Genomic DNA, 20,356 nt, shown 5'->3' on the forward strand with positions numbered 1-20,356 from the left:
GGGCCAGCCTAGCGGGTGAGATATTCGTGACTGTCCCGACGGTGCAGCAAGAACACCCCGCCGACGATCAGCACCGAACCCGTGATCGCGCAGACCGCATAGGCCACCGCCGCTCCCGTGCCGCGGTCCACCGTGAACAGACTGGTGAGTGAATACATCACCGCGGTGAGGCCGCCCGCGGTGAGCAGGGTGCGTGCCCACCGGTAGCCCGCGCGCATCAACAGGGCGAAGGTGACCACCAACGCGGTGACGATCACGAGGAACAACGCGGTCAATGCGTACGCGAGCCCCGCCGTCTTGGGCGTCGGCGCCGTCACCGTGTCGATGATGTTGGTGATCACCATCAACGGCAGGGCCGTCATCCAGAGCCAGAATCCCGTGATCACATCTTCCGGGCGGCCATCCTGGCGGCCTTGCGGACGCTGGGCGGGCTGGTCGGGCGGAGTCACGCCAGCCAGCCGGCGACGTCGGCCGCCCAGTAGGTCAGCACGATATCGGCGCCGGCCCGCCTGATACCGATCAGCGACTCCAACGCCGAGGCTTGCAGGTCGATCCAGCCGTTGGCCGCGGCGGCGCTGATCATCGCGTACTCGCCGGAGATCTGATACGCCGCCACCGGCACCGGTGAGATATCCGCGGCGGCGCGCACCACATCGAGATAGCTCATGGCGGGCTTGACCATCACCATGTCGGCGCCCTCATCGATATCGAGCTCGATCTCGTGCACGGCTTCCCTGATGTTGCCCGGATCCTGCTGGTAGGTGCGGCGGTCGCCGACCAGACTGGAGGACACCGCCTCCCGGAACGGCCCGTAGAAGGCGGACGCGAACTTCGCGGCGTAGGCCAGGATCGCGACATCCTCGTGCCCGGCGGCATCCAGCCCGTCCCGGATCGCGGCCACCTGACCATCCATCATGCCGCTCGGACCGACCACCTGCGCACCCGAATGCGCCTGGGCGACAGCCAGTTTCACGTACTGCTCATTGGTGGCGTCATTGTCGACCCGGCCGGCGGCGTCCAGCACACCGCAATGGCCGTGGTCGGTGAACTCGTCCAGGCAGGTGTCGGCCATCAGCACGGTGGCATCACCCAGGTCGGCGGACAGATCGCGCAGGGCGGCATTCAGCACACCGTCGGGGTCGATACCCACCGACCCCTTGGCGTCTTTGTCCTCGTCACGGGGCACCCCGAACAGCATCAGGCCACCGACGCCCGCCGACACCGCGTCGGCGGCCGCTCGGCGCAGCGAATCCCGGCTGTGCTGAACCACTCCCGGCATGGAGGAAATAGGTCGCGGCTCGGCGATACCGTCGGCGACGAACATCGGCAGCACCAGGTGCCGTGGCTCCAAGGAGGTCTGCGCAACGAGTCGGCGCATCGCCGGCGTGGAGCGCAGCCGGCGAGGCCTATGCCGTGGAAACACAGTCGGGATCCCGCCGGTTAGCGCCGGCGGCTCTTCTTGCGCGGCGGCGGTAGCGCACCCTCGGCGCGCAGCCGGGCGGCGTGTTCGGCGAGCGCCTCGACGAGCGGACCGACCGCGGCCGTCTCCGGCTGCACGTCCACCCGCAGGCCGAATTCGGCAGCGGTTTCGGCCGTCTTGGGGCCGATGCAGGCCACGATAGTGCGGGCATGCGGCTTACCCGCGATACCGACCAGGTTGCGCACGGTGGAGCTGGAGGTGAAGCAGACCGCGTCGAAGCCACCGGTCTTGATCATCTCGCGAGTGTGCGCCGGCGGCGGAGCGGCTCGCACCGTCCGGTAGGCGGTGACGTCCTCGATCTCCCAGCCCCGCTCGCGCAGGCCCTCGGCCAGCGTCTCGGTGGCGATATCGGCGCGCGGCAGCAGCACCCGGTTCACCGGGTCGAAGATGTCGTCGTACTCCGGGAACTCGTCGAGCAGACCGAGCGACGACTGCTCACCGGCCGGCACCAGTTCGGGGTTGATGCCGAAGGCACGCACCCGGTCGGCGGTGGCCTGACCGACACACGCGATCTTCACACCCGAGAACGCTCGGGCGTCCAGACCGAATTCGTTGAACTTCTCCCACACGGCGCGCACGGCGTTGGTGGAGGTGAACACCACCCACTGGAACCGGCCGTCCACCAAACCCTTGACGGCCCTTTCCATTTGAGCCGGGCTACGCGGCGGTTCGACGGCGATGGTGGGCACCTCGACCGGAAGTGCGCCGTGGCCGACCAGCTTGTCGCTCATCTCGCCGGCCTGGTCCTTGGTCCGCGGCACCAGCACGGTCCAGCCGTACAGGGCCCGGCTCTCCCACCAGTTCAGCTTGGCCCGGTTGGCCACGGTCTTGCCGATGGTGACCACCAGCGGCCCCGACAGCGGACCCGGGGTTCCCCCGCTGATCTCGGCGGCCTGCTGAATTGTCTTGTCCCCCAAGCCCGAAAGCGTGGTCTCGACGGAATGCTGCTGGCAGGTGGTGCCATGCGCGGTGACAACGGCGGGCGTGCCTTCGGACAGGCCGTACTCGATGAGCGTGCGCGCGGCGTCGGGCAGGTGAGACGCCGTGGCGTGCAGGATCAGCGGGCCGGGCGCGGCGGCCAGCGCCGCCCAGTCCACGTCACCACGCACATCGGCGACGGTGTGTGACGAGCCCAGCGGCAGACCCGCGTAGGTCGGCACCGCAGTGGTGTCCGGCAGACCCGGCACGATCTCGAAGTTCAGGTGGGTCCGGGCCAGCGTGTTGACCTCGGTGATGACCGAATCCACCGACAGCGGATCACCGGCCACCAGGCGCACGACGTCCATGCCGTGCCGGGCCTCGTTGGCCAGGGTCTTGGCGACCTCCGCGGGATCCCCCAGCGCGGGCCGGACATCCGGGCCACCGGGGATGACCGGGGGCGCCGACTCGGCGACGCCGTCAGCAGTCACGGCCGCGGCCTCGGGCTGTGGTCCCGACGGCGGCGGCAGCTCGGCACCCACCAGCGCCAGCACCGCATCGGGTACATCGGGGTCGGTGAACACCAGTGCGGCGTTGGTCAGTACCGCGCGCGCCCGGCTGGTCAGCAGGCCGGGATCACCCGGACCGGACCCCACAAAGGTGATGCGGCCGGGCTTGATCTTGCGGCCTCGGGTCCCTGCGTGCCCAGTCATCTGTCACTCCGCTCAATTGCCAACACGTCTCGTGCACCCAGTTCGAACAGCTCCGCGGCCACCGAGAGCCCCAGCTCTCGTGCCCGCTCGGGGGACCCGATACCGGACGCACGGATCACGTCGGATCCGTCCAGCGCCGCCACGCATCCGCGCAGCGACAGCTCCTCGAAGACCCGGCCTTCCTCATCGATGGACTCGACCACTTCCGCGATCGCACCCACCGGCGCGGAACACCCCGTCTCCAGCTCGGCGAGCAGGGCTCGTTCAGCGGTGACCGCTGCGCGAGTGTCGGCGTCGTCCAACTCCGCCAGCACCGCGGCAAGGTCGGTGTCACGTGCGCGGCATTCCACCGCGAGCGCGCCCTGAGCCGGTGCCGGCAACATCTGCACCGGTTCCAGGGACTCGGAGACATCAGCCAGCCGTCCGATGCGGGCCAGACCCGCCCGGGCGACGACGACGCCGTCGAGATCACCGCTACTTACCCTGTTCAACCTGGTGTCTAGGTTGCCTCGTAGGGGGCGGATTTCCAAACCGAGACCCAGTGCTCTAAGCTGCGCGGCCCGGCGCGGGCTCGACGTGCCGATCACCGAGCCGGCCGGCAACTCCCCCAGCACCAGGCCGTCGCGGGCCACCAGGGCATCCCTGGGGTCCTCGCGGCGCGGGATCGCCGCAATCGTGAAACGTTCATCGGGCGCGGTCGGCAAATCCTTGTAGGAGTGCACCGCCATGTCCACGCGGCCGTCGTGGATGGCCTCGCGCAGCGCGGCAGTGAACACCCCGACGCCGATCTCGGCGATGGGGGCATCCGATCGGTCGCCGTCGGTGCTGATGATGACCAACTCTGCGGGGTGTCCCAGCGCGACGAGTGCGTCGCGGATGACGCCGGCCTGGGTGGTCGCCAGCAGGCTACCCCGGGTGCCGATCCGGATCACGGTCTCAGCGTCTTCGCGAATGGCCAATCTACAACTCAGGCTTGTCGTTCTCGGTTGCGATCAAAGGCAATTCGCCGCCCGACACCGCATCGACAGCTTGTGGATCGAGCTCGAAGAGCTCGCGTAGCGCCTCGGCGTAGCTGTCGCCACCGGGCGCACCGGCCAGTTGCTTGACGCGCACGGTGGGGGCGTGCAGGAGCTTGTCGACGACGCGCCGGACCGTGCGGGCGACCTCGTCGCGGTGGGCCGAATCGAGACCGGGCAACCGATTGTCCAACCTCAGCAGTTCGGCCTCGACCACGTCGGCGGCGCGCTGACGCAGCGCGGTCACCGTCGGGGTGACCTCGGCCATGCGCTGGCTGGCCAGGTACTGGGCAACCTCGTTGGCCACGATGACACGGGCCGCCTCGGCATCGGACGCGGCGCCCCGGGACGCCGGTTCGCGCTGGATCCGGTCCATGTCGATGACATGCACACCCGGCAGGCCGGCAACGGCGAGGTCGACATCGCGCGGCATACCCAGATCGCAGATCACCAACGGCCGGTCGCCGGTGGCTCCGGTGTTCCGCTGGGTCAGGGCGTGGTGCACATCGGCCAGGGAGACCACCGGACGGACCGCGCCGGTGCTGCTCATCACCACGTCGGCGTCGACCAGGACCGACGAGATGTCATCGAGCACGTGCGCGTGCGCCTCGACGCCGAGTTCCTTGATGTTGTTGGCGAGGCGCCGGGCTCGCGGCAGCGAGCGGTTGACCACGTCGATGCGTGACACACCGGCCCGGACCAGGTGTTTGGCGGCCAGGGCACCCATCGAGCCGGCGCCGATCACGACGGCCGTCGTGCCGACCAGGCCCTGGTCCAGGCGTTTGTGCGCCATGTCCAGCGATACCGACACCACCGAGGCGCCCGCGCTGTCGATGCCGGTCTCCGAGTGCACCCGTTTTCCGACGGACAGGGCGCGCTGGGACAGTTCGTGCAAGGTGCGGCCGACGGTGTGGTTGGCCTCGGCGGAGGCGTAGGCCCGGCGCACCTGGCCCAGCACCTGCTGCTCACCCATCACCAGGGAGTCCAGGCCGCTCGTCACCGCGAAGAGGTGCTCGACGGCGGCCTCGGCGTACCGCACGTAGGCGTATTTGGTGAGGTCGTTCAGACCCATCCCGGAGTGCTCCGAGAGCACCTGGCCGATCACCGACAAGCCACCGTGGAACGCCTCGACGACCGCGTAGACCTCGACCCGGTTGCACGTCGAGAGCACCATGGCCTCGGTCACCAGGGAGGATTGCAGCACCTGATCGATGATCTTGGCCTGATCGGACTCATCGGTACTCAACTGCTCGAGTACGGATACCGGCGCACTTCGGTGCGAGACCCCGAATAGCAGCACGCTCACGGCATCATCACCTAGGTTTCTCCCCGTCGCCTCGCTCGCCCGGACCAGGTCCAAAGTAGCCGTTTACCAGCCCACCTACCAAATTTGCTGTACCGGTTCAGCTCGGATCTAGCCCCCGTGCTGCGCTCCTACCGGCCGGACTCCAGATCCGCACGCAGCCGGTCCTCATCCACTTCCCAGTAGCTGTGCTCGACTCCGTCGAGCAGCACCACCGGCACCCGATCCCCGAACTCGCTGCGCAGCGAAGGATCGCCGGCGGCGGCAGCCTGGTCCACATCGGTGGCCGTCCAGGTGAAGCCCAACTCGCCGGCAAGTGCGGCCAGTGTCTGCGCCGCGCGTTCGCAAATGCTGCACCCCGACCGGGTGAGCAACACCACCTCATGCTCCACGCCACCAGTATCGGCGGCGGGTCCGGACCGCCGTGACTTAGGGTTGTGTCGTGTCCGAGTCCGGTGCCGCCGATATCGACGGGGTCGAGAGCGCCGCAGAGAGCGCGTTCGAGAGTGCCGAGGCGCTGGCCGGGGAAGCCAGCGCCGAAGCTGCCCTCACCCCGCCCCCACCGCCGCCGCCGGATCTCACCGCGGCCGCGTTCTTCGATGTCGACAACACCCTGGTGCACGGCTCCTCGCTGGTGCACTTCGCCCGCGGGCTGGCCGCACGCAAGTACTTCACCTATCAGGACATCCTCGGAATCGTCTACGCGCAGGCCAAGTTCCAGTTCACCGGCAAAGAGAACAGCGACGATGTCGCGGCCGGGCGGCGCAAAGCCCTGGCCTTCATCGAAGGCCGGTCCACCGCTGAACTGGCCGCCCTCGGCGAACAGATCTACGACGAGATCATCGTCGACAAGATCTGGCCCGGCACCCGCGAGCTGGCGCAGATGCACCTCGACGCCGGCCAACAGGTGTGGCTGGTCACCGCCACTCCCTACGAGTTGGCCGCGACCATCGCCAGCCGGCTGGGCCTGACGGGCGCCTTGGGCACCGTCGCCGAATCGGTCGACGGGGTGTTCACCGGCCGGCTGGTCGGGGACATCCTGCACGGCCCGGGCAAGGCGCACGCGGTCCGCTCGCTGGCCATCCGGGAAGGCCTCAACCTGCGGCGCTGCACCGCGTACTCGGACAGCTTCAACGATGTGCCGATGCTGTCCCTGGTGGGTACCGCGGTGGCGATCAATCCCGACGCGGCACTGCGCGACGTTGCTCGGGAACGTGGTTGGGAGATCCGCGACTTCCGCACCGCACGCAAGGCCGCCCGGATCGGCGTGCCATCTGCGCTGGCCCTGGGTGCGGTGGGCGGGGCGCTGGCAGCGGTCGCGTCCCGGCGCCGCTGATAGGCTCTTCCGCCATGGGCATTGCGGAGAACATCATCGGAACCCACTACCGCTCCCCCGATTTTTTCGAGGTGGGCCGGGAGAAGGTCCGGGAGTTCGCCACTGCCGTGCAGGACTTCCACCCGGCGCACCATTCCGAGGAAGCCGCGGCCGAAGCGGGCCACGACACCATCGTCGCCTCGCTGACCTTCCTGGCGGTGGCCGGGCGGCGGGTGCAGCTCGAGTTGTTCGAGAACTTCGACGTGCCGATCAACCTGGAACGGGTGCTGCATCGCGACCAGAAGCTGATCTTCCACCGTCCCATCAAGGTCGGCGACAAGCTGTGGTTCGACTCCTACCTCGACTCGGTGATCGAGTCGCACGGCACCGTGATCTGCGAGGTCAGGGCCGAGGTGACCGATAACGACGGCGCGCCCGTGGCCACCAGCATCGTCACGATGCTCGGCGAGGCCCAGATCGACGAGGCCAATGAGATGAGCGCGCAGATCGCCGCCGCCCGCGACGCCGCCATCGCCAAGATGGTGGCCGGTCAGAAAGGCTGATCAGCCCAGGAACGTGTTCCGGCGGCCGGCCAGCAGCTGGTAGAGAGTGTGCTGGATGGTCTCGCGGACATGGTCGGTGAGTTCGAAGGTCACCATCGGATCCTCGGCGGCCGTCTCGTCATAGCCCTCGGTGGAGATGGGCTCGCCGAACTGGATATGCCATTTCGACGGCAGCGGCACCACTCCGAGCGGGCCGGCCAACGGGAACAGCGGCGTCACCGGGAAGTACGGCAGGCCGAACAGCCGGGCGAGCAGCTTGATATCGCCGATCTTGGGATAGATCTCCTCGGAACCGACGATCGAGCACGGCACGATCGGCACCTGCGCGCGCAGCGCCGCCGACACGAATCCGCCGCGGCCGAACCGCTGCAGTTTGTAGCGGTCCTTGAACGGCTTGCCGAGGCCCTTGAAACCCTCCGGGAACACCGCCGTCAGTTCACCGGCGGCCAGCAGCCGGTGCGCGTCCGAGGCGCACGCGACGGTGTGGCCGGCCTTGCGGGCGGCCTGGCCGACCACCGGCAGGTCGAACACCAGGTCCGCGGCCAGCAGCCGCAGATCGCGGCGCAGCGGGTGATGGTCGTGGACGGCGACCGAGGCCATCAGACCGTCGAATGGCAGCACGCCGGCGTGGTTGGCCACGATCAGGGCGGCGCCGTCCAGCGGAAGGTTTTCGATCCCGCTGACCTCAACACGGAACCACGACTTGAAAAACACTCGCAGTAAAGGCATTACGACGGCATTGGTCAGATGCGGGTCGAACCCGAACTCGTCGACGGTGTAGTCGCCGGTCATCCGCTTGGTGACGAAATCCGCGACAGCGGCGATGGCTTTGGACAGTTCGTTGGGAGCGTCCTGCTCGTCGCCGGGCATGACGCCGCGATGCTGGTCGATCTCCCGCACGACTGCGGCGATCTGTTCGGCCGAGGCGCGGGTACCCGGATCGGTCAGCAGCGAAGGATGGCGGCGGGCGCTGTCCGCACGCTGGGCGGCCCGGCGCTGCGCAGCCGCGGAGCGACCCGAATTCGAATGCAGCGGAATGACTTTGGCTTTTGATTCACCCGCCACGTCGTTACCTTCTCCCCGCCCCGGTTGGAGTATTCAGACCCGACCGCCGCTAACGTCCCCATCGCTGCGCGACTGCAGTGGCTCGGCTCTCCATTGAGCGTACCCATTTCGGGTCGATGATCGGCGTCAATCCACGGCCACGCACGTAGTCGTCGAATGCCTCCACAGTGGTCCACTTGGGGCTGTAACCTAGGTCGTTGCGCATCCGCGCGGTGTCCATGACCCGGCCATAGCTCAAGTAGTTCAACTGTTCGCGATCGAGCTCAGTGTAACTGGTTGCGCGCCTCAGTGAATCGACGACTTGAAGCGCCGAACGCGGGACCGGCAGCGCCACCCGCCCTGACCGGCGGATCGCCTGGCTCATCATGATGATGCCCGAACCGCCCACGTTGAAGGTGCCGGCCCGGCCCGCCATGGTGGCGCGCTCCAGCACACCGAGGGCATCCTGCTCGTGCAGGAGCTGCAGTCGTGCGTCATGACCGAGCACCGAGGGCACCACCGGACCGGCGAGATACCGCGACAGCGCGGTGTCCATCGCGGGGCCGATCATGTTCGCCAGCCGCAGGATCGTCACCGCGATATCAGGTCGACGCCTGGCCAGGCCACGCGCGTACCCCTCGATATCGATGCTGTCCCGGGCGAACCCCTCGCCGAGGGGACGCCGCGCACTGCCATCCTCGGTGAACAGCACCGGATCCCGCGCACTCGCCCCGTACACCTCAGAGGTGGACTTGAGCACCACCCGCCGCACGGTCGGAGCCTTCTGGCAGGCGGCGAACAGCTGGATCGCGCCCATCACGTTGAGCTCTTTGAGAGTGGCCCGGCCACCGGCCCGCGGTGCATAGGACGCCGCCGCGGCATGCACGACGGTGTCCACATTGCCGTTTCGGATGACCTTGGCGATGAACGGGTTCCGGATGTCGGCGCGGACGAACTCCGCGCGCCCCATCCGGCGCAACAAATCCTTGCTGGGAGCGATGGCGTCGACCGCGATGACGTGGTCGATCGCCGGGTTCTGGGCCAGGCGCGCCGTCAGGTAGCCACCGAGAAACCGGCACGCACCCGTGACCAGGACCACCTTGGGGTGGTCTGAGCGGTCAGTGGTGGCGTCCCGGTTATCACCGGATCCCTGGCTATCCATTCAGGCGAGCCTACCGAGAAGCTGGAAGGCTACTTACCGAGTTTTCTGCGCTGAACCCGTGTACGGCGAAGCAGCTTGCGGTGCTTCTTCTTCGACATGCGCTTACGCCGCTTCTTGATGACTGAACCCATGAACTCCGCTACCTACGAATGAAGGACTGACCGGGTTACTTTACCCGGGCAGGCCCGTGATGATGAAAACGCATCCCGCCCGATGGGCAGGGAGACCTCAGCCTGCGCTGAAGTACGACGTCTCCAGAAGGTCGTGAACCGCCTTTGCGTGCACACGGAACGACCGCCCGACCCGCACCGCCGGCAACTCGCCGTTGTGCACCAGTCGGTAGACCGTCATCTTGCTGACCCGCATCAGGCTGGCCACCTCGGCAACGGTCAAAAATTGAGCTTTAGGCTGGCCATCGCCAGCCGAATCCCGCGCCGATGGCCCGTTCATTGACGTCATCGCTACCCAATCCTTAAGGCACGGCCAGTTCCAGCGGCTTCCCCACCGTTGGCACGAACGCGTGCATACAACGAGGAGAATAGCGTGGCCATTGGGGTTATTGCGACGGGTGTGGGGTAATCCGTCCGAAATTCTTGAATTACTCTGATGTAATTCCTAGCTGCTCAGAGCGTGTTTTCGCAGCTGCGACCGCGTCGGCCACCGCGGCCCGCAGGCCTCCGCGTTCGAGTTCGCGCAGCCCAGCCGCGGTGGTACCACCCGGTGAGGTCACGATAGCCCGCAACTGGGCCGCAGTGGTGTCCAATGCGGTATCTGGTGCGCTGTCCAGACGGTCCAGCAGCATCGCTGCCGAACCCGCCATCGTCTGTGACACCAGATCGGTGGCGACCCCGCGCGACAGACCCGACGCGACTGCCGCGTCGACGAGGGCCTCGACCATCAGGAAGAAATACGCCGGACCGGATCCCGATACCGCGGTGACGGCATCGAGCTGGACCTCCGGCACCGTCAGCACGCCACCCACGGTGTCGAAGATCGCCGACACCTCCTTGAGGTGCTCGTCGGTGGCGAACCGGCCACGCGAGAGCGCGCTCACGCCGCCACCGACCACCATCGGCGCGTTGGGCATCACCCGGATCACCGGCGCACCCGCCGGCAGTTTGGACTCGTAGAACGAGGTGCTGACGCCCGCCGCGACACTCACGACGACCTGTTCCTCACTGTTGTCGTCGGCCTTGGCGACCGCCCCGGCGATCTCGCCGATGGCCGCGTCCACGTCGGCGGGCTTGACCGCGACGATCACGTAGGTGGCGTTCTCGGCGGCGTCCGCCACCGAGGTGACCAGCACCGAATAGGTGTCGGCCAGATACTTGGCCCGTTCAGGGAACTTCTCCGCGACGACCAGATCCTTGACCTGGCGGCCGGCTCGCAGCAGACCCGAGAGCAGCGCTTCGCCGATGCTGCCCCCGCCGATGATTGCAATCCTTGGCACGGGTCAAAGCATTGCACGGCACCGCGGTCACGGCGCGTAGGACATGGCGCCCCCGCCAGGGCGCAGAAGACACGGCGCCCCCGTCAGGGCGCAGAAGACACGGCGCCCCCGTCGGGACGCGCCGGGCACCAACGCGAGTTGCCGCGTCTGCACCACGATGCGGCCCTCGCAGTCGACCACGATGTGGTCCTCGCCGAACCACTCCTGGCCGATCTGAGTGGTGGTGCACAGCACCCGAAGCCAGCCGTCGGCCGGCAGTGCCCGCACAAAGGCCGTCAGCTGCACCGTGGGCGCCCAACCGAACCGGTTGACCCCGTAGGTGACCGGGGCCGACACATCGCCGCACAGGAGGGCGAACAGCACGTCCGGCGCCGCAACCCGGGGCCGCACCCAGTACTCGATCACCGGCGGTCCACCGTCGGTCCGCGGCGCCATGGTGGTCAGCGACGGCCGGATATCCCAGCCCCGGGCGAGACGCACGATATCGGCCATCGGATGACCCGGCCCGATCGGCTCGAGCCCGGGCGGCGGTTCCGGTGTCATCAGCGGCACCACCGGGTTCATCGAAAGCAGCGGTGGCACAGCGTGTTCGGGCACGCCGAGGGTGATCGCCGCCCGCACGGCCACCCGCTCCCCCTGTGTCAGCTCCACATCGACCAGACTGATCCGGCGCCCAGAGAAAATTTCCCGACACCGCAATCGGTTCCACGCCGGTATCGATCCCCCCGGTCGCTTCGCTCTCCCCCGCCGGCCAGTCCGAGCTCCGCCCGCGCCGCGTTGGCGCACAGCGCGAGCATCGCCCCACCGTGCATCGCCTCGCTGAACTACACCGTCATCACTACACCGTCATCGCAGCAGGTGCTCCCTGGCGAAGGTCAACGATTCGACCAGCAGCGCCTCACGGTCGGCGGCGGTGCGGGCCTGCGAGGTCGTGACCTCAAGGATGACGTGCCCGGTGAAATCGCTGGCGGCCAGCATCCGGCAGATCTCCGCCGCCGGCTGGGTTCCACGTCCCGGCACCAGATGCTCGTCGGTCGAGGCGCCGCTGCCGTCGCACAGGTGCAGATGCGCCAGGCCCCCCTGATCGCCGATGCCCATCCGCTGCGCCATCTCCACCGCGTCGGTGCCCGCGGTGGCGCTGTGCGACAGGTCGAGCGTGTAGTGCGCATGGCCCCCGTCGAGAGGGTCGTAGGACGGCGCGAAGGCCGAGATGCCGGGTCCGGGGTGGCCGCCGCGTTTACGCATCCGCTCGATCGACGGCGCCCCGGTACCCCAGAACCGGTCGGCGCGGAACGGGAACATGTTCTCCACGGCGACCAGCACATCGCTGCTGCTCTCCAGTTCCGCGACCTGCTCGGAGAAGCCTTCCGCGTACCGGCGCTGCCAACGAAAGGGCGGATGCACCACCACGGTCTGGGCGCCCAGCTGCTCGGCGGACCGCACGCTGCGTTCCAGTTTGGAGATCGGGTTGGCCCCCCACACACGCTGCGAGATCAACAGGCAGGGGGCGTGCACGGACAGCACCGGGATGCCGTATCGCTTCGACAGCGCAGCGACGGCGTCGATATCTTGGCTGACCGGCTCGGCCCACACCATCAGCTCGACGCCGTCGTAACCCAGGCGTGCGGCGTAGTCGAAGGCCGCCTCGGTCCGCAACGGGTACACCGAGGCAGTCGAAAGACCGACCTTGATGGCAGGGCGCACTGTGTCTTCTGGAATCCGGTCAGGTGGACTGCAGCAGGGCCAGCGGTCCGAGCGTCACCAATGCCCCGACCGCCACCGCGATCAGCGTGCTGGCGATGTCCTCGGTCCTGCGCACCACGCGCACACCGACCACCAGACCGAGGATGACCAGAACCGACAGCACCAGAGCGACGATGTTGTTCCACTTCCACAGCTGGTCGAAGGCCACGAACAAACCGGCGCCGAACGCCACGGCGAAGATGCTCTGCGCGACGATCCACAGCCCGCTCAGGAACGGCGATCGGGCCTTGGCCGGTTCCTCGTCCAGATCCTCGTCGAGGTCGCCGGTGACGACCGCCGTATCCGCCAGCGTCGCGGCTCCGTCGGATCCGTCCAGGTCGATGCTCTCCGGCCCCGGGATCCGCGGCCGGCGGGCCACATCGTCGGCGACGGTGTCCCCGCCGAAGAGCGTGTCCGCCGACGAGCGCAGGTAGGACGGCAGCGCGGCCGTGGCGTCGGTGTCGGCGCGGGACTCGACCGCGACCTCCTCGTCGTCGATCAGCGGATCCGGGCTCATCTCCTCGGCCCCGCCCGCGGGCAGCGCCGCGGATCGCCGCAGGCCGTGGTGGGTCCGATGGGCTCGCGGATCGAACACCAGCGGCTCGAATTCGGCCGCCCGCTGCTGCACGTGTGCCTCGTAGTCGGCTTCGGCTGCCTTTTCCGGAGCTTCCTCGTGCGGCTCGACGGGCTCTTCAGCGACCTCGGCCTCTTCGGACGTCTCTGCCGCCTCGGGGGCAGCTGTCGTCTCGGGGGCCGCTGCCGTCTCGGGAGTTGAGGGAGCCTCCGCTGTGTCCTCGGTTGTGTCTTCGGTGACCTGGGGTTGTTCGAGCGCGGACTGCGCCTCGGCGGCGACATCCGCGTCGATCGCCTCCTGCTCGGCATCGATCGCCTGGTGCTCGTCGGTCCGGAAGTTGACGATCGGGATCTCACCGGTGAGTTCGGCAACCGTGACGGCATCGGCGTTGCCGCGGCGTCGACGCCGGCGGCCGCCCGGCGACGGAGCGCCGATACTGCCATTCTTGGCCAGCAGCTCCGCCACCGAGATGGGGCGGGTGCTGGTGGTGTCGTTCGGTTCAGTCATCGTGTGTTGCCTTTGGGCCGGGAAGCGCGGGATACCGATCCTGACGCTGGTGACAATGCGGTCTCCACCAAGGCTGTGCCGTCGGCCTCACTGTCGAGTTTCCGCAGAATCAACCCTTCTCGCAACGCCCAGGGACAGATCTCCACCGTCTCGATACCCAGCGCGCGCATACTCGCCTCAGCTACCAGCGCGCCGGCCACGATCTGTGGCGCCCGTTCGGCACTCACCCCCTCAAGCTCGGCTCGGTCGGCCGTTGTCATCCTAGAGATGAACGCTATGAGCTGCCGCAATCCCGCCGCGGTCAATGTACGTTTGGCCCGCGGCCCCGCCGCGGACGGCGCCGCGCCGGTCAGTCGCGCCAGCGAACGGAACGTTTTCGACGTGGCGACGGCCAGGTCGGGGCTGCCCGCCGCCTGGATCGTCGACCCGGCCTCCGACATCTCGGTGGCCAGCCAGTCGCGCAGCGCCGCAACCTTGCGCCGGCCCGGTGGATCGTCGGCCAGCCACTCCCGGGTCAGCCGTCCGGCGCCCAGCGGAAGGGACAGCGCCACCTCGGGCTCCTCGTCCACGCCGGTGGACAGCTCCAGCGAGCCCCCGCCGATATCGATGTTGATGATCCGGCCCGCGCTCCAGCCGTACCAGCGGCGCACCGCCAGGAAGGTCAGCCGGGACTCGTCGACGCCGCTGAGCACCCGCAGCGACACCCCGGCTTCGGTCTGCACCCGGGCCAGCACGTCCTCGGAGTTGGTGGCATCCCGAACCGCCGAGGTGGCGAACGCCATCAGCTCGGCGCAGCCGGAGCTGGTGGCGATGCTCGCGAACTCGGTGACGGTGTCCACCAGCTTGTCCGCGCCCTTGCGGGTCAGCTTGCCCGACGAGTCGATCGACTCGGCAAGCCGCAGCGCCGCCTTGGTGGAACTCATCGGCGTGGGGTGCCCGCCACGGCGCGCATCCACCACCAACAGGTGAACCGTATTGCTGCCTACGTCCAGCACGCCCAATCGCACGCGGACCACGTTAGTGGGTTTACCGTTTACTTCCGTGAGCACATCGCACGTCGGCGGTTTGGGAGGCGAAGTCGAACTCGACTTTGCCCGCGAATGGGTGGAGTTCTTCGACCCCGACAATCCCCAACACGTCATCGCCGCGGACCTGACATGGCTGCTGTCGCGATGGACCTGCGTCTTCGGCACCCCGGCATGCCAGGGCACGGTGGCCGGCCGGCCCGACGACGGTTGCTGCTCACACGGGGCGTTCCTGTCCGATGACGACGACCGGGCCGGTCTCGACGATGCGGTGAAGACCCTCACCGACGACGACTGGCAGTTCCGGGACAAAGGCCTGGGCCGTAAGGGCTACCTGGAAATGGACGAGTACGACGGCAAACCCAATCTGCGCACCCGCAAATACAAGGGCGCCTGCATCTTCCTGAATCGTCCCGGCTTTGCCGGTGGTATCGGTTGCGCGTTGCACAGCAAGGCGCTGAAGCTGGGGGTGGAACCGCTGACGATGAAGCCGGAGGTCTGCTGGCAGCTGCCGATCCGGCGCACCCAGGAATGGGTGACCCGGCCAGACGGCACCGACATCCTCAAGACCACGATCACCGAGTACGACCGGCGGGGCTGGGGCGAAGGCGGCGCCGACCTGCACTGGTACTGCACCGGCGATCCCGCGGCACATGTCGGGGCCCGACCGGTGTGGCAGTCCTACGCCCCCGAACTCACCGAACTGCTGGGCGAGAAGGCGTACGCGGAACTCGCCGCCATGTGCAAGCGGCGGGGCATGCTCGGGCTCATCGCGGTGCACCCCGCGACCCGCGCCGCGGAGTAGCCCCGCGGCCAGTCCACACTTTGCTGGACCGGCTACCCTTCGAGCTTGTAGCCCAGCCCACGCACCGTCACCAGGTGCACCGGGTTCGCCGGGTCGGCCTCGATCTTGCTGCGTAGCCGCTTCACATGCACATCGAGGGTCTTGGTGTCACCGACGTAGTCCGCACCCCAGACCCGGTCGATCAGCTGGCCGCGGGTCAGCACCCGGCCGCTGTTGCGCATCAGGTACTCCAGCAGGTCGAACTCCTTGAGTGGAAGCGTGATCGCCTCACCATTCACGCTGACCACATGGCGCTCCACGTCCATCCGGACGGGGCCTGCCTCCAGCACACCGTCACCGGACCCGGCCTCTTCGTTGTCGGCACCGCGCCGCAGCACCGCGCGGATGCGGGCGATGAGCTCACGGGCCGAGTACGGCTTGGTGACGTAATCGTCGGCACCCAGCTCGAGCCCGACCACCTTGTCGATCTCACTGTCCCGCGCGGTCACCATGATGACCGGCACGCTGGACCGGGAGCGCAGCTGCTTACAGACGTCGGTGCCACTCATGCCCGGCAGCATCAGGTCCAGCAGGACGATATCCGCGCCCACCCGCTCGAACTCCGCGAGAGCCGACGGGCCGTCGGACACCACCGTGGCCTCGAACCCCTCCTTGCGCAGCAGAAAGGCCAACGGATCGGCCAGGGATTCTTCGTCTTCTACGATCAGGACACTGGTCATCGGTATTGCTAATCCTCTCGGTCGTCTCGTTCGTACGAGTCGTCGTCGGTGTCGGGGTATGCGGGAATCGACAGGGTGAACGTCGAGCCGGTGCCCGGCTGACTCCACAGCCGGATGGTGCCGTTGTGGTTGGCGGCGACATGCTTGACGATCGCCAGCCCCAGACCGGTGCCTCCGGTGGCCCGCGATCGCGCCTTGTCCACCCGGAAGAACCGCTCGAAGACCCGCTCCTGATCGGCGCGGGCGATGCCGATACCGCGATCGGTGACGGCGATCTCGATATCGTTACCGCGCCTGCGCCGGCTGATCGACACACCCGAGCCGTGCGGGGAGTACGCGATCGCGTTCGACACCAGGTTCGCGATGGCGGTCACCAGCAGACCCTGGTCGCCCAGGACGCGGTAACCGGTCGGCGCGTCGGTGGTGATGGCGATATCGGCCATATCGGCGGACACCTTGTGCCGGGACAGCGCCTCGGAGACGACGGTGTCGACTTCGACGACCTCCAGGTCGGGCAGGGGTTCGGCGCCCTGCAGCCGGGACAGTTCGATCAGTTCGCCCACCATGCTGGCCAGCCGGTGGGATTCGACGAGCATCTTGTCGGCGAACCGGCGCACGGTCTCGGGGTCGTCGGCGGACGCCAGCAGCGCCTCGGCGAGTACCCCCATGGCGCCCACCGGGGTCTTGAGCTCATGGCTGACGTTGGCGACGAAGTCTCGACGGGTCGCCTCCATCCGCGCCTGCTCGGACTGATCCCCGACGAACACGACGGCGAAGCGCCGATCTTCCTCGGTGAGCAGACGCACGTGACCGCGCACCGACAGGCCGGATCGTCCCGTGGGGGTGCGTTTGCGGGGCGACAGGTCGATATCGACATCGTCGCCGCTGGACAGGCAGCGTTGCACGGCCTGCCAGGCGCGCTCGTCGAGCAGCCGGTCACGTACCAGGCCCAGTTCGGCCGCCTGCTCGTTCATGTAGACGACATCGCGGAACGCGTCGACCACGACGATCCCCATCGGCGAAAGCCCCACCACGTGGCTGAGCATCTGCGAGACGGTGATGCCGCCCTGCTCCGCATCACGACGCGCTCGTCGCTGCTGCCGCACCCGGGAGATGACGGCGCCCGCCGCCACGCCGACTCCGAGCGCGAGCAGCGACACGGCTGCCGTCAACAGCAGCACGGAGGCCACACTCACGCGGAAATCGTACGCATCCGGTGAACGTCATCCCAGCAGCGTGAGGCCAAATCGGGACAAGTCACATAAGCAAACACAGGAGTTCGGCCCGCGTTCACCTGAGTTAACCGGCTATTTGCCGGATTACTTCTTGGCACCCTGCGCAGCCACCGCGGCGGCACCCGCCGCGGCCGCCTCCGGGTCCAGGTATCGACCGCCCGGCACCGTCGGCTTGAGGTCCGCGTCCAGCTCGTAGAGCAGCGGGATGCCGGTCGGGATGTTCAGGCTGACGATATCGGCGTCGGACATCCCGTCCAGGTACTTGACCAGGGCGCGAAGTGAATTACCGTGCGCGACGATCAGCACGGTCTTACCGGCCTTGAGGTCGGGCACGATGGCCTGTTCGTAGTACGGGACGAACCGGGCCACCACATCGGCCAGGCATTCGGTCAGCGGCCCGCCACCGATATCGGCGTAGCGCGGGTCGGCATCCTGGCTGAACTCGCTGCCCTTCTCGATGGGCGGCGGCGGCGTGTCGTAGCTGCGCCGCCAGGCCATGAACTGCTCTTCGCCGTACTTGGCCAGCGTCTCGGCCTTGTCCAGACCCTGCAATGCGCCGTAGTGCCGCTCGTTGAGGCGCCAGTCGCGGTGCACGGGGATCCAGAGCCGATCGGCGGCCTCCAGCGCGAGGTTGGCGGTGATGATGGCCCGGCGCAGCAGCGAGGTGTACAGCACATCCGGCAGCACGCCCTGCTCGGCGAGCAGCTCGCCGCCACGTACCGCCTGGGCACGGCCCTTGTCGGTGAGGTCGACATCGACCCATCCGGTGAACAGGTTCTTCTCGTTCCACTGGCTCTCGCCGTGGCGCAGCAGGATCAGGTTCGCCATGGCGCTCATCCTGTCACAGCGCGTCACTCACCGTCATCGTCGATGAGATGAGCGAAAGCCTGCAGGTTCTTCAGCGACTCGCCGCGGGCCACCCGCCATTCCCATTCCTTCTCGATGGACGAGCGAAAACCCAACTCCAGCAAGGTGTTGAAGTCCGAGTCGACGGCTTCGAGGACCTGACCCAGCACCCGGTCGAGCTCATCGGCGCTGACGGATTCCAGTGCCATCCGGCCCACCAGGTAGATATCGCCGAGGTTGTCCAGGGTGTACGCCACGCCGTAGAGCCGGCGGTTGCGCTTGAGCAGGAACCGGTACACGGCTTCGAAGTTCTCGTCCGGCTTGCGGCAGACGAACGCCTCCACCCGCACCGAGTGCTCACCGATGCTCAGAATGGTGTTCGTCTTGAGCCGCCGTTCGCCCGGCAGCGCGACCACCAGGCCGGGAAGCCCACCGTGGCTGCCCTTGTGGTGGGTGTATTCGAGCTCGTGCTCCTGCAGCGTCGCCTCGATGAGCTGTTGCACGCTACTCAATACTCGTCTCCCACTCGCTCCGGTCCTCGCTCGTCCCTCGCTGCGATCCTCACTCGCGCTCGACTTCGCTCACGCCCGCACCCCCCTGCGCATCGTGAACCGCCGGCCGCTGCGCCGTGCCGTCGCATCGCGGCGCGGGTGCCGCGCGCGGTAGTCGCCGATCGCCCGCCCATAACTGGCCAGCAGGGCGTCGACGGAATGCGCCCACGAGAATGTGGCGGCATGGGCGATCGCGGCGGCCCGCATCCGCTCCGGCCCGCCTGCCAACAGTGCGTCGATGGCGGTTGCCCAGTCCTGCGGGTCGTGCCCGTCGACGAGCGCGCCGGTGACACCGTCACGGACCGCCACGGGCAGACCGCCGACCGCTGCGGCCACCACCGGCGTGCCGCAGGCCTGCGCCTCGACCGCGACCAGCCCGAAGGATTCGGAATAACTCGGCACCGCGACCAGGTCGGCCGCCCGGTAGACATCGACGAGCTGTTCGCGGGATTGCGGCGGCAGGAAGGTGACCCGGTCGGCGATGCCGAGTTCGTCGGCCAGCCGGATCAAACCGTCGGGTGTCGCCAGACCGGATCCGGACGGTCCGCCGGCCACCACCACGCGCAGGCGTCCACATTCCCCGGCCGCTTCGCTCCTGCCCTCCGCCACCTTCGCCGCCGCACGCAGCAGCACGTCGGGTGCCTTCAACGGTTGGATCCGGCCCACGAACGCCACGATCCGTTCGGCCGGGTCCAGCCCGACCGCGGCCCGCGCGGCGTCCTTGTCCCCCGGGGTGAAGACGCCGAGATCGACGCCGGGGTGCACGACGTCGATCTGCGCCCGATCCGCGTGATGCAGCGAAACCAGTTGTTGTGCTTCGATTTCGGTGTTGACGATGAGACGGTCAGCCTCGTCGACCACCTGTTGTTCGCCGATCGCCCGCATCGCGGGCTCGGGGACGTCCCCGAGCGCCAGCGCCGCATTCTTCACCGCGGCCAGCGTGTGCGCGGTATGTACCAGCGGCACAGCCCAGCGATCCCTGGCGAGCCAGCCGACCTGCCCGGACAGCCAGTAGTGCGAGTGCACGATGTCGTAGTAGCCGGGTTCGTGGTTGGCCTCGGCCCGCAGCACTCCGGCCGTGAACGCGCACAGCTGCGTCGGCAGATCCGTCTTGTCCAGGCCTTCGAACGGTCCGGCGACCACGTTGCGCACCAGTACCCCGGGGGCCACCCGCACGACGGGTTCGTCCGTCGACGAGGTGGCCCGGGTGAAGATCTCCACCTCGACGCCGCGCCGCGCCATCTCCAGGGCGGTCTGCAGCACGTAGACGTTCATCCCGCCGGCATCCCCGGTGCCCGGCTGGGCCAGCGGTGAGGTGTGCACCGACAGCACCGCCACTCGTTTGGCCGACGGACCTGCGGTGCTCAGATCGCTTGAAGGACGCACA

Annotated in this window: 22 protein-coding genes and 1 pseudogene; 3 read left to right on the plus strand and 20 right to left on the minus strand. The window is 68.0% G+C overall.

Annotation, left to right across the window (positions count from 1 at the left end; genetic code table 11):
* Positions 1–8 precede the first annotated feature (8 nt).
* The 6 genes from QN239_RS28075 to QN239_RS28100 all read right to left on the minus strand — a co-directional run bounded on the left by QN239_RS28075 (position 9) and on the right by QN239_RS28100 (position 5,822).
* The gene (locus tag QN239_RS28075) at positions 9–449 is read right to left on the minus strand and encodes a hypothetical protein (RefSeq protein ID WP_499015300.1); all 441 of its coding nucleotides are present in this window, start codon (positions 447–449) and stop codon (positions 9–11) included.
* A complete protein-coding gene (gene hemB, locus QN239_RS28080) occupies positions 446–1,432 on the minus strand; it encodes a porphobilinogen synthase (RefSeq protein WP_499016999.1) in 987 nt (328 codons plus the stop codon). The genes QN239_RS28075 and hemB overlap by 4 nt, the downstream gene beginning before the upstream one ends.
* Positions 1,433–1,440: 8 nt before the next feature.
* The gene (locus QN239_RS28085; RefSeq protein WP_499015301.1) at positions 1,441–3,111 is read right to left on the minus strand and encodes a bifunctional uroporphyrinogen-III C-methyltransferase/uroporphyrinogen-III synthase; all 1,671 of its coding nucleotides are present in this window, start codon (positions 3,109–3,111) and stop codon (positions 1,441–1,443) included.
* Positions 3,108–4,043, minus strand: coding sequence for a hydroxymethylbilane synthase (gene hemC, locus QN239_RS28090; protein ID WP_499015303.1), 936 nt, complete (start codon positions 4,041–4,043; stop codon positions 3,108–3,110). The genes QN239_RS28085 and hemC overlap by 4 nt, the downstream gene beginning before the upstream one ends.
* Positions 4,044–4,071: 28 nt before the next feature.
* Positions 4,072–5,433, minus strand: a complete 1,362-nt coding sequence (locus tag QN239_RS28095; RefSeq protein ID WP_499015306.1) for a glutamyl-tRNA reductase — start codon at positions 5,431–5,433, stop codon at positions 4,072–4,074.
* 128 nt (positions 5,434–5,561) lie between these two features.
* Positions 5,562–5,822, minus strand: coding sequence for a glutaredoxin family protein (locus QN239_RS28100; protein WP_499015307.1), 261 nt, complete (start codon positions 5,820–5,822; stop codon positions 5,562–5,564).
* A 74-nt stretch (positions 5,823–5,896) separates the two neighbouring features.
* On the opposite strand from QN239_RS28100, the gene QN239_RS28105 reads away from it, so the two are divergent.
* On the plus strand, positions 5,897–6,766 hold the full coding sequence (locus QN239_RS28105) for an HAD family hydrolase (protein WP_372517298.1): 870 nt from the start codon (positions 5,897–5,899) through the stop codon (positions 6,764–6,766).
* Between the two features lie 14 nt (positions 6,767–6,780).
* Entirely contained in the window at positions 6,781–7,308 is a 528-nt protein-coding gene (locus QN239_RS28110) for an FAS1-like dehydratase domain-containing protein (RefSeq protein WP_167156572.1), read from the plus strand.
* Here QN239_RS28110 and QN239_RS28115 read toward each other — a convergent pair whose 3' ends face one another.
* The 9 genes and pseudogenes from QN239_RS28115 to QN239_RS28155 all read right to left on the minus strand — a co-directional run bounded on the left by QN239_RS28115 (position 7,309) and on the right by QN239_RS28155 (position 14,795).
* On the minus strand, positions 7,309–8,373 hold the full coding sequence (locus QN239_RS28115; RefSeq protein ID WP_499015310.1) for a lysophospholipid acyltransferase family protein: 1,065 nt from the start codon (positions 8,371–8,373) through the stop codon (positions 7,309–7,311).
* Positions 8,374–8,422: 49 nt separating this feature from the next.
* Positions 8,423–9,514: an SDR family oxidoreductase gene (locus QN239_RS28120; RefSeq protein WP_499015312.1), complete on the minus strand. Its 1,092-nt coding sequence runs from the start codon at positions 9,512–9,514 to the stop codon at positions 8,423–8,425.
* Positions 9,515–9,543: 29 nt separating this feature from the next.
* On the minus strand, positions 9,544–9,645 hold the full coding sequence (locus QN239_RS28125; protein WP_003402602.1) for a 30S ribosomal protein bS22: 102 nt from the start codon (positions 9,643–9,645) through the stop codon (positions 9,544–9,546).
* 97 nt (positions 9,646–9,742) lie between these two features.
* Entirely contained in the window at positions 9,743–9,973 is a 231-nt protein-coding gene (locus QN239_RS28130) for a cell division/environmental response transcriptional regulator (RefSeq protein WP_167156567.1), read from the minus strand.
* Between the two features lie 139 nt (positions 9,974–10,112).
* Complete coding sequence (proC, locus tag QN239_RS28135) at positions 10,113–10,964, minus strand: pyrroline-5-carboxylate reductase (protein ID WP_090360344.1); 852 nt, start codon at positions 10,962–10,964, stop codon at positions 10,113–10,115.
* 117 nt (positions 10,965–11,081) lie between these two features.
* A pseudogene (locus QN239_RS28140) lies at positions 11,082–11,776 on the minus strand (thioesterase family protein); the annotation flags it as partial.
* Positions 11,777–11,810: 34 nt separating this feature from the next.
* Entirely contained in the window at positions 11,811–12,668 is an 858-nt protein-coding gene (locus QN239_RS28145; protein WP_499015317.1) for a sugar phosphate isomerase/epimerase family protein, read from the minus strand.
* A 19-nt stretch (positions 12,669–12,687) separates the two neighbouring features.
* A complete protein-coding gene (locus tag QN239_RS28150; RefSeq protein ID WP_499015319.1) occupies positions 12,688–13,788 on the minus strand; it encodes an Rv0497 family membrane protein in 1,101 nt (366 codons plus the stop codon).
* Positions 13,785–14,795: a Ppx/GppA family phosphatase gene (locus QN239_RS28155; protein WP_167156558.1), complete on the minus strand. Its 1,011-nt coding sequence runs from the start codon at positions 14,793–14,795 to the stop codon at positions 13,785–13,787. Before QN239_RS28155 ends, QN239_RS28150 begins: the two co-directional genes overlap by 4 nt.
* Before the next feature lie 13 nt (positions 14,796–14,808).
* Between QN239_RS28155 and QN239_RS28160 the strand changes: the two genes are divergently transcribed.
* Positions 14,809–15,618 carry a DUF3109 family protein gene (locus QN239_RS28160; protein WP_170847348.1) on the plus strand — a complete coding sequence of 270 codons (810 nt, stop codon included), beginning with the start codon at positions 14,809–14,811 and terminating at the stop codon, positions 15,616–15,618.
* Positions 15,619–15,650: 32 nt separating this feature from the next.
* Here the strand turns inward: QN239_RS28160 and regX are convergent, their stop codons facing one another.
* The 5 genes from regX to mshA form a co-directional block, all read right to left on the minus strand.
* Complete coding sequence (gene regX, locus QN239_RS28165; protein ID WP_090360358.1) at positions 15,651–16,337, minus strand: two-component sensory transduction protein RegX; 687 nt, start codon at positions 16,335–16,337, stop codon at positions 15,651–15,653.
* Between the two features lie 8 nt (positions 16,338–16,345).
* The gene (locus QN239_RS28170; RefSeq protein WP_267290807.1) at positions 16,346–17,533 is read right to left on the minus strand and encodes a sensor histidine kinase; all 1,188 of its coding nucleotides are present in this window, start codon (positions 17,531–17,533) and stop codon (positions 16,346–16,348) included.
* A gap of 123 nt (positions 17,534–17,656) precedes the next feature.
* Positions 17,657–18,400: a phosphoglyceromutase gene (locus QN239_RS28175; protein WP_187098214.1), complete on the minus strand. Its 744-nt coding sequence runs from the start codon at positions 18,398–18,400 to the stop codon at positions 17,657–17,659.
* 23 nt (positions 18,401–18,423) lie between these two features.
* The gene (locus QN239_RS28180; RefSeq protein ID WP_499015323.1) at positions 18,424–18,930 is read right to left on the minus strand and encodes a type III secretion system chaperone family protein; all 507 of its coding nucleotides are present in this window, start codon (positions 18,928–18,930) and stop codon (positions 18,424–18,426) included.
* A 69-nt stretch (positions 18,931–18,999) separates the two neighbouring features.
* Entirely contained in the window at positions 19,000–20,355 is a 1,356-nt protein-coding gene (gene mshA, locus QN239_RS28185; protein ID WP_499015324.1) for a D-inositol-3-phosphate glycosyltransferase, read from the minus strand.
* Position 20,356: the final 1 nt, after the last annotated feature.

This window comes from Mycolicibacterium sp. Y3 (genome assembly GCF_051188035.1).
Classification (GTDB): Bacteria; Actinomycetota; Actinomycetes; order Mycobacteriales; family Mycobacteriaceae; genus Mycobacterium; species Mycobacterium fluoranthenivorans.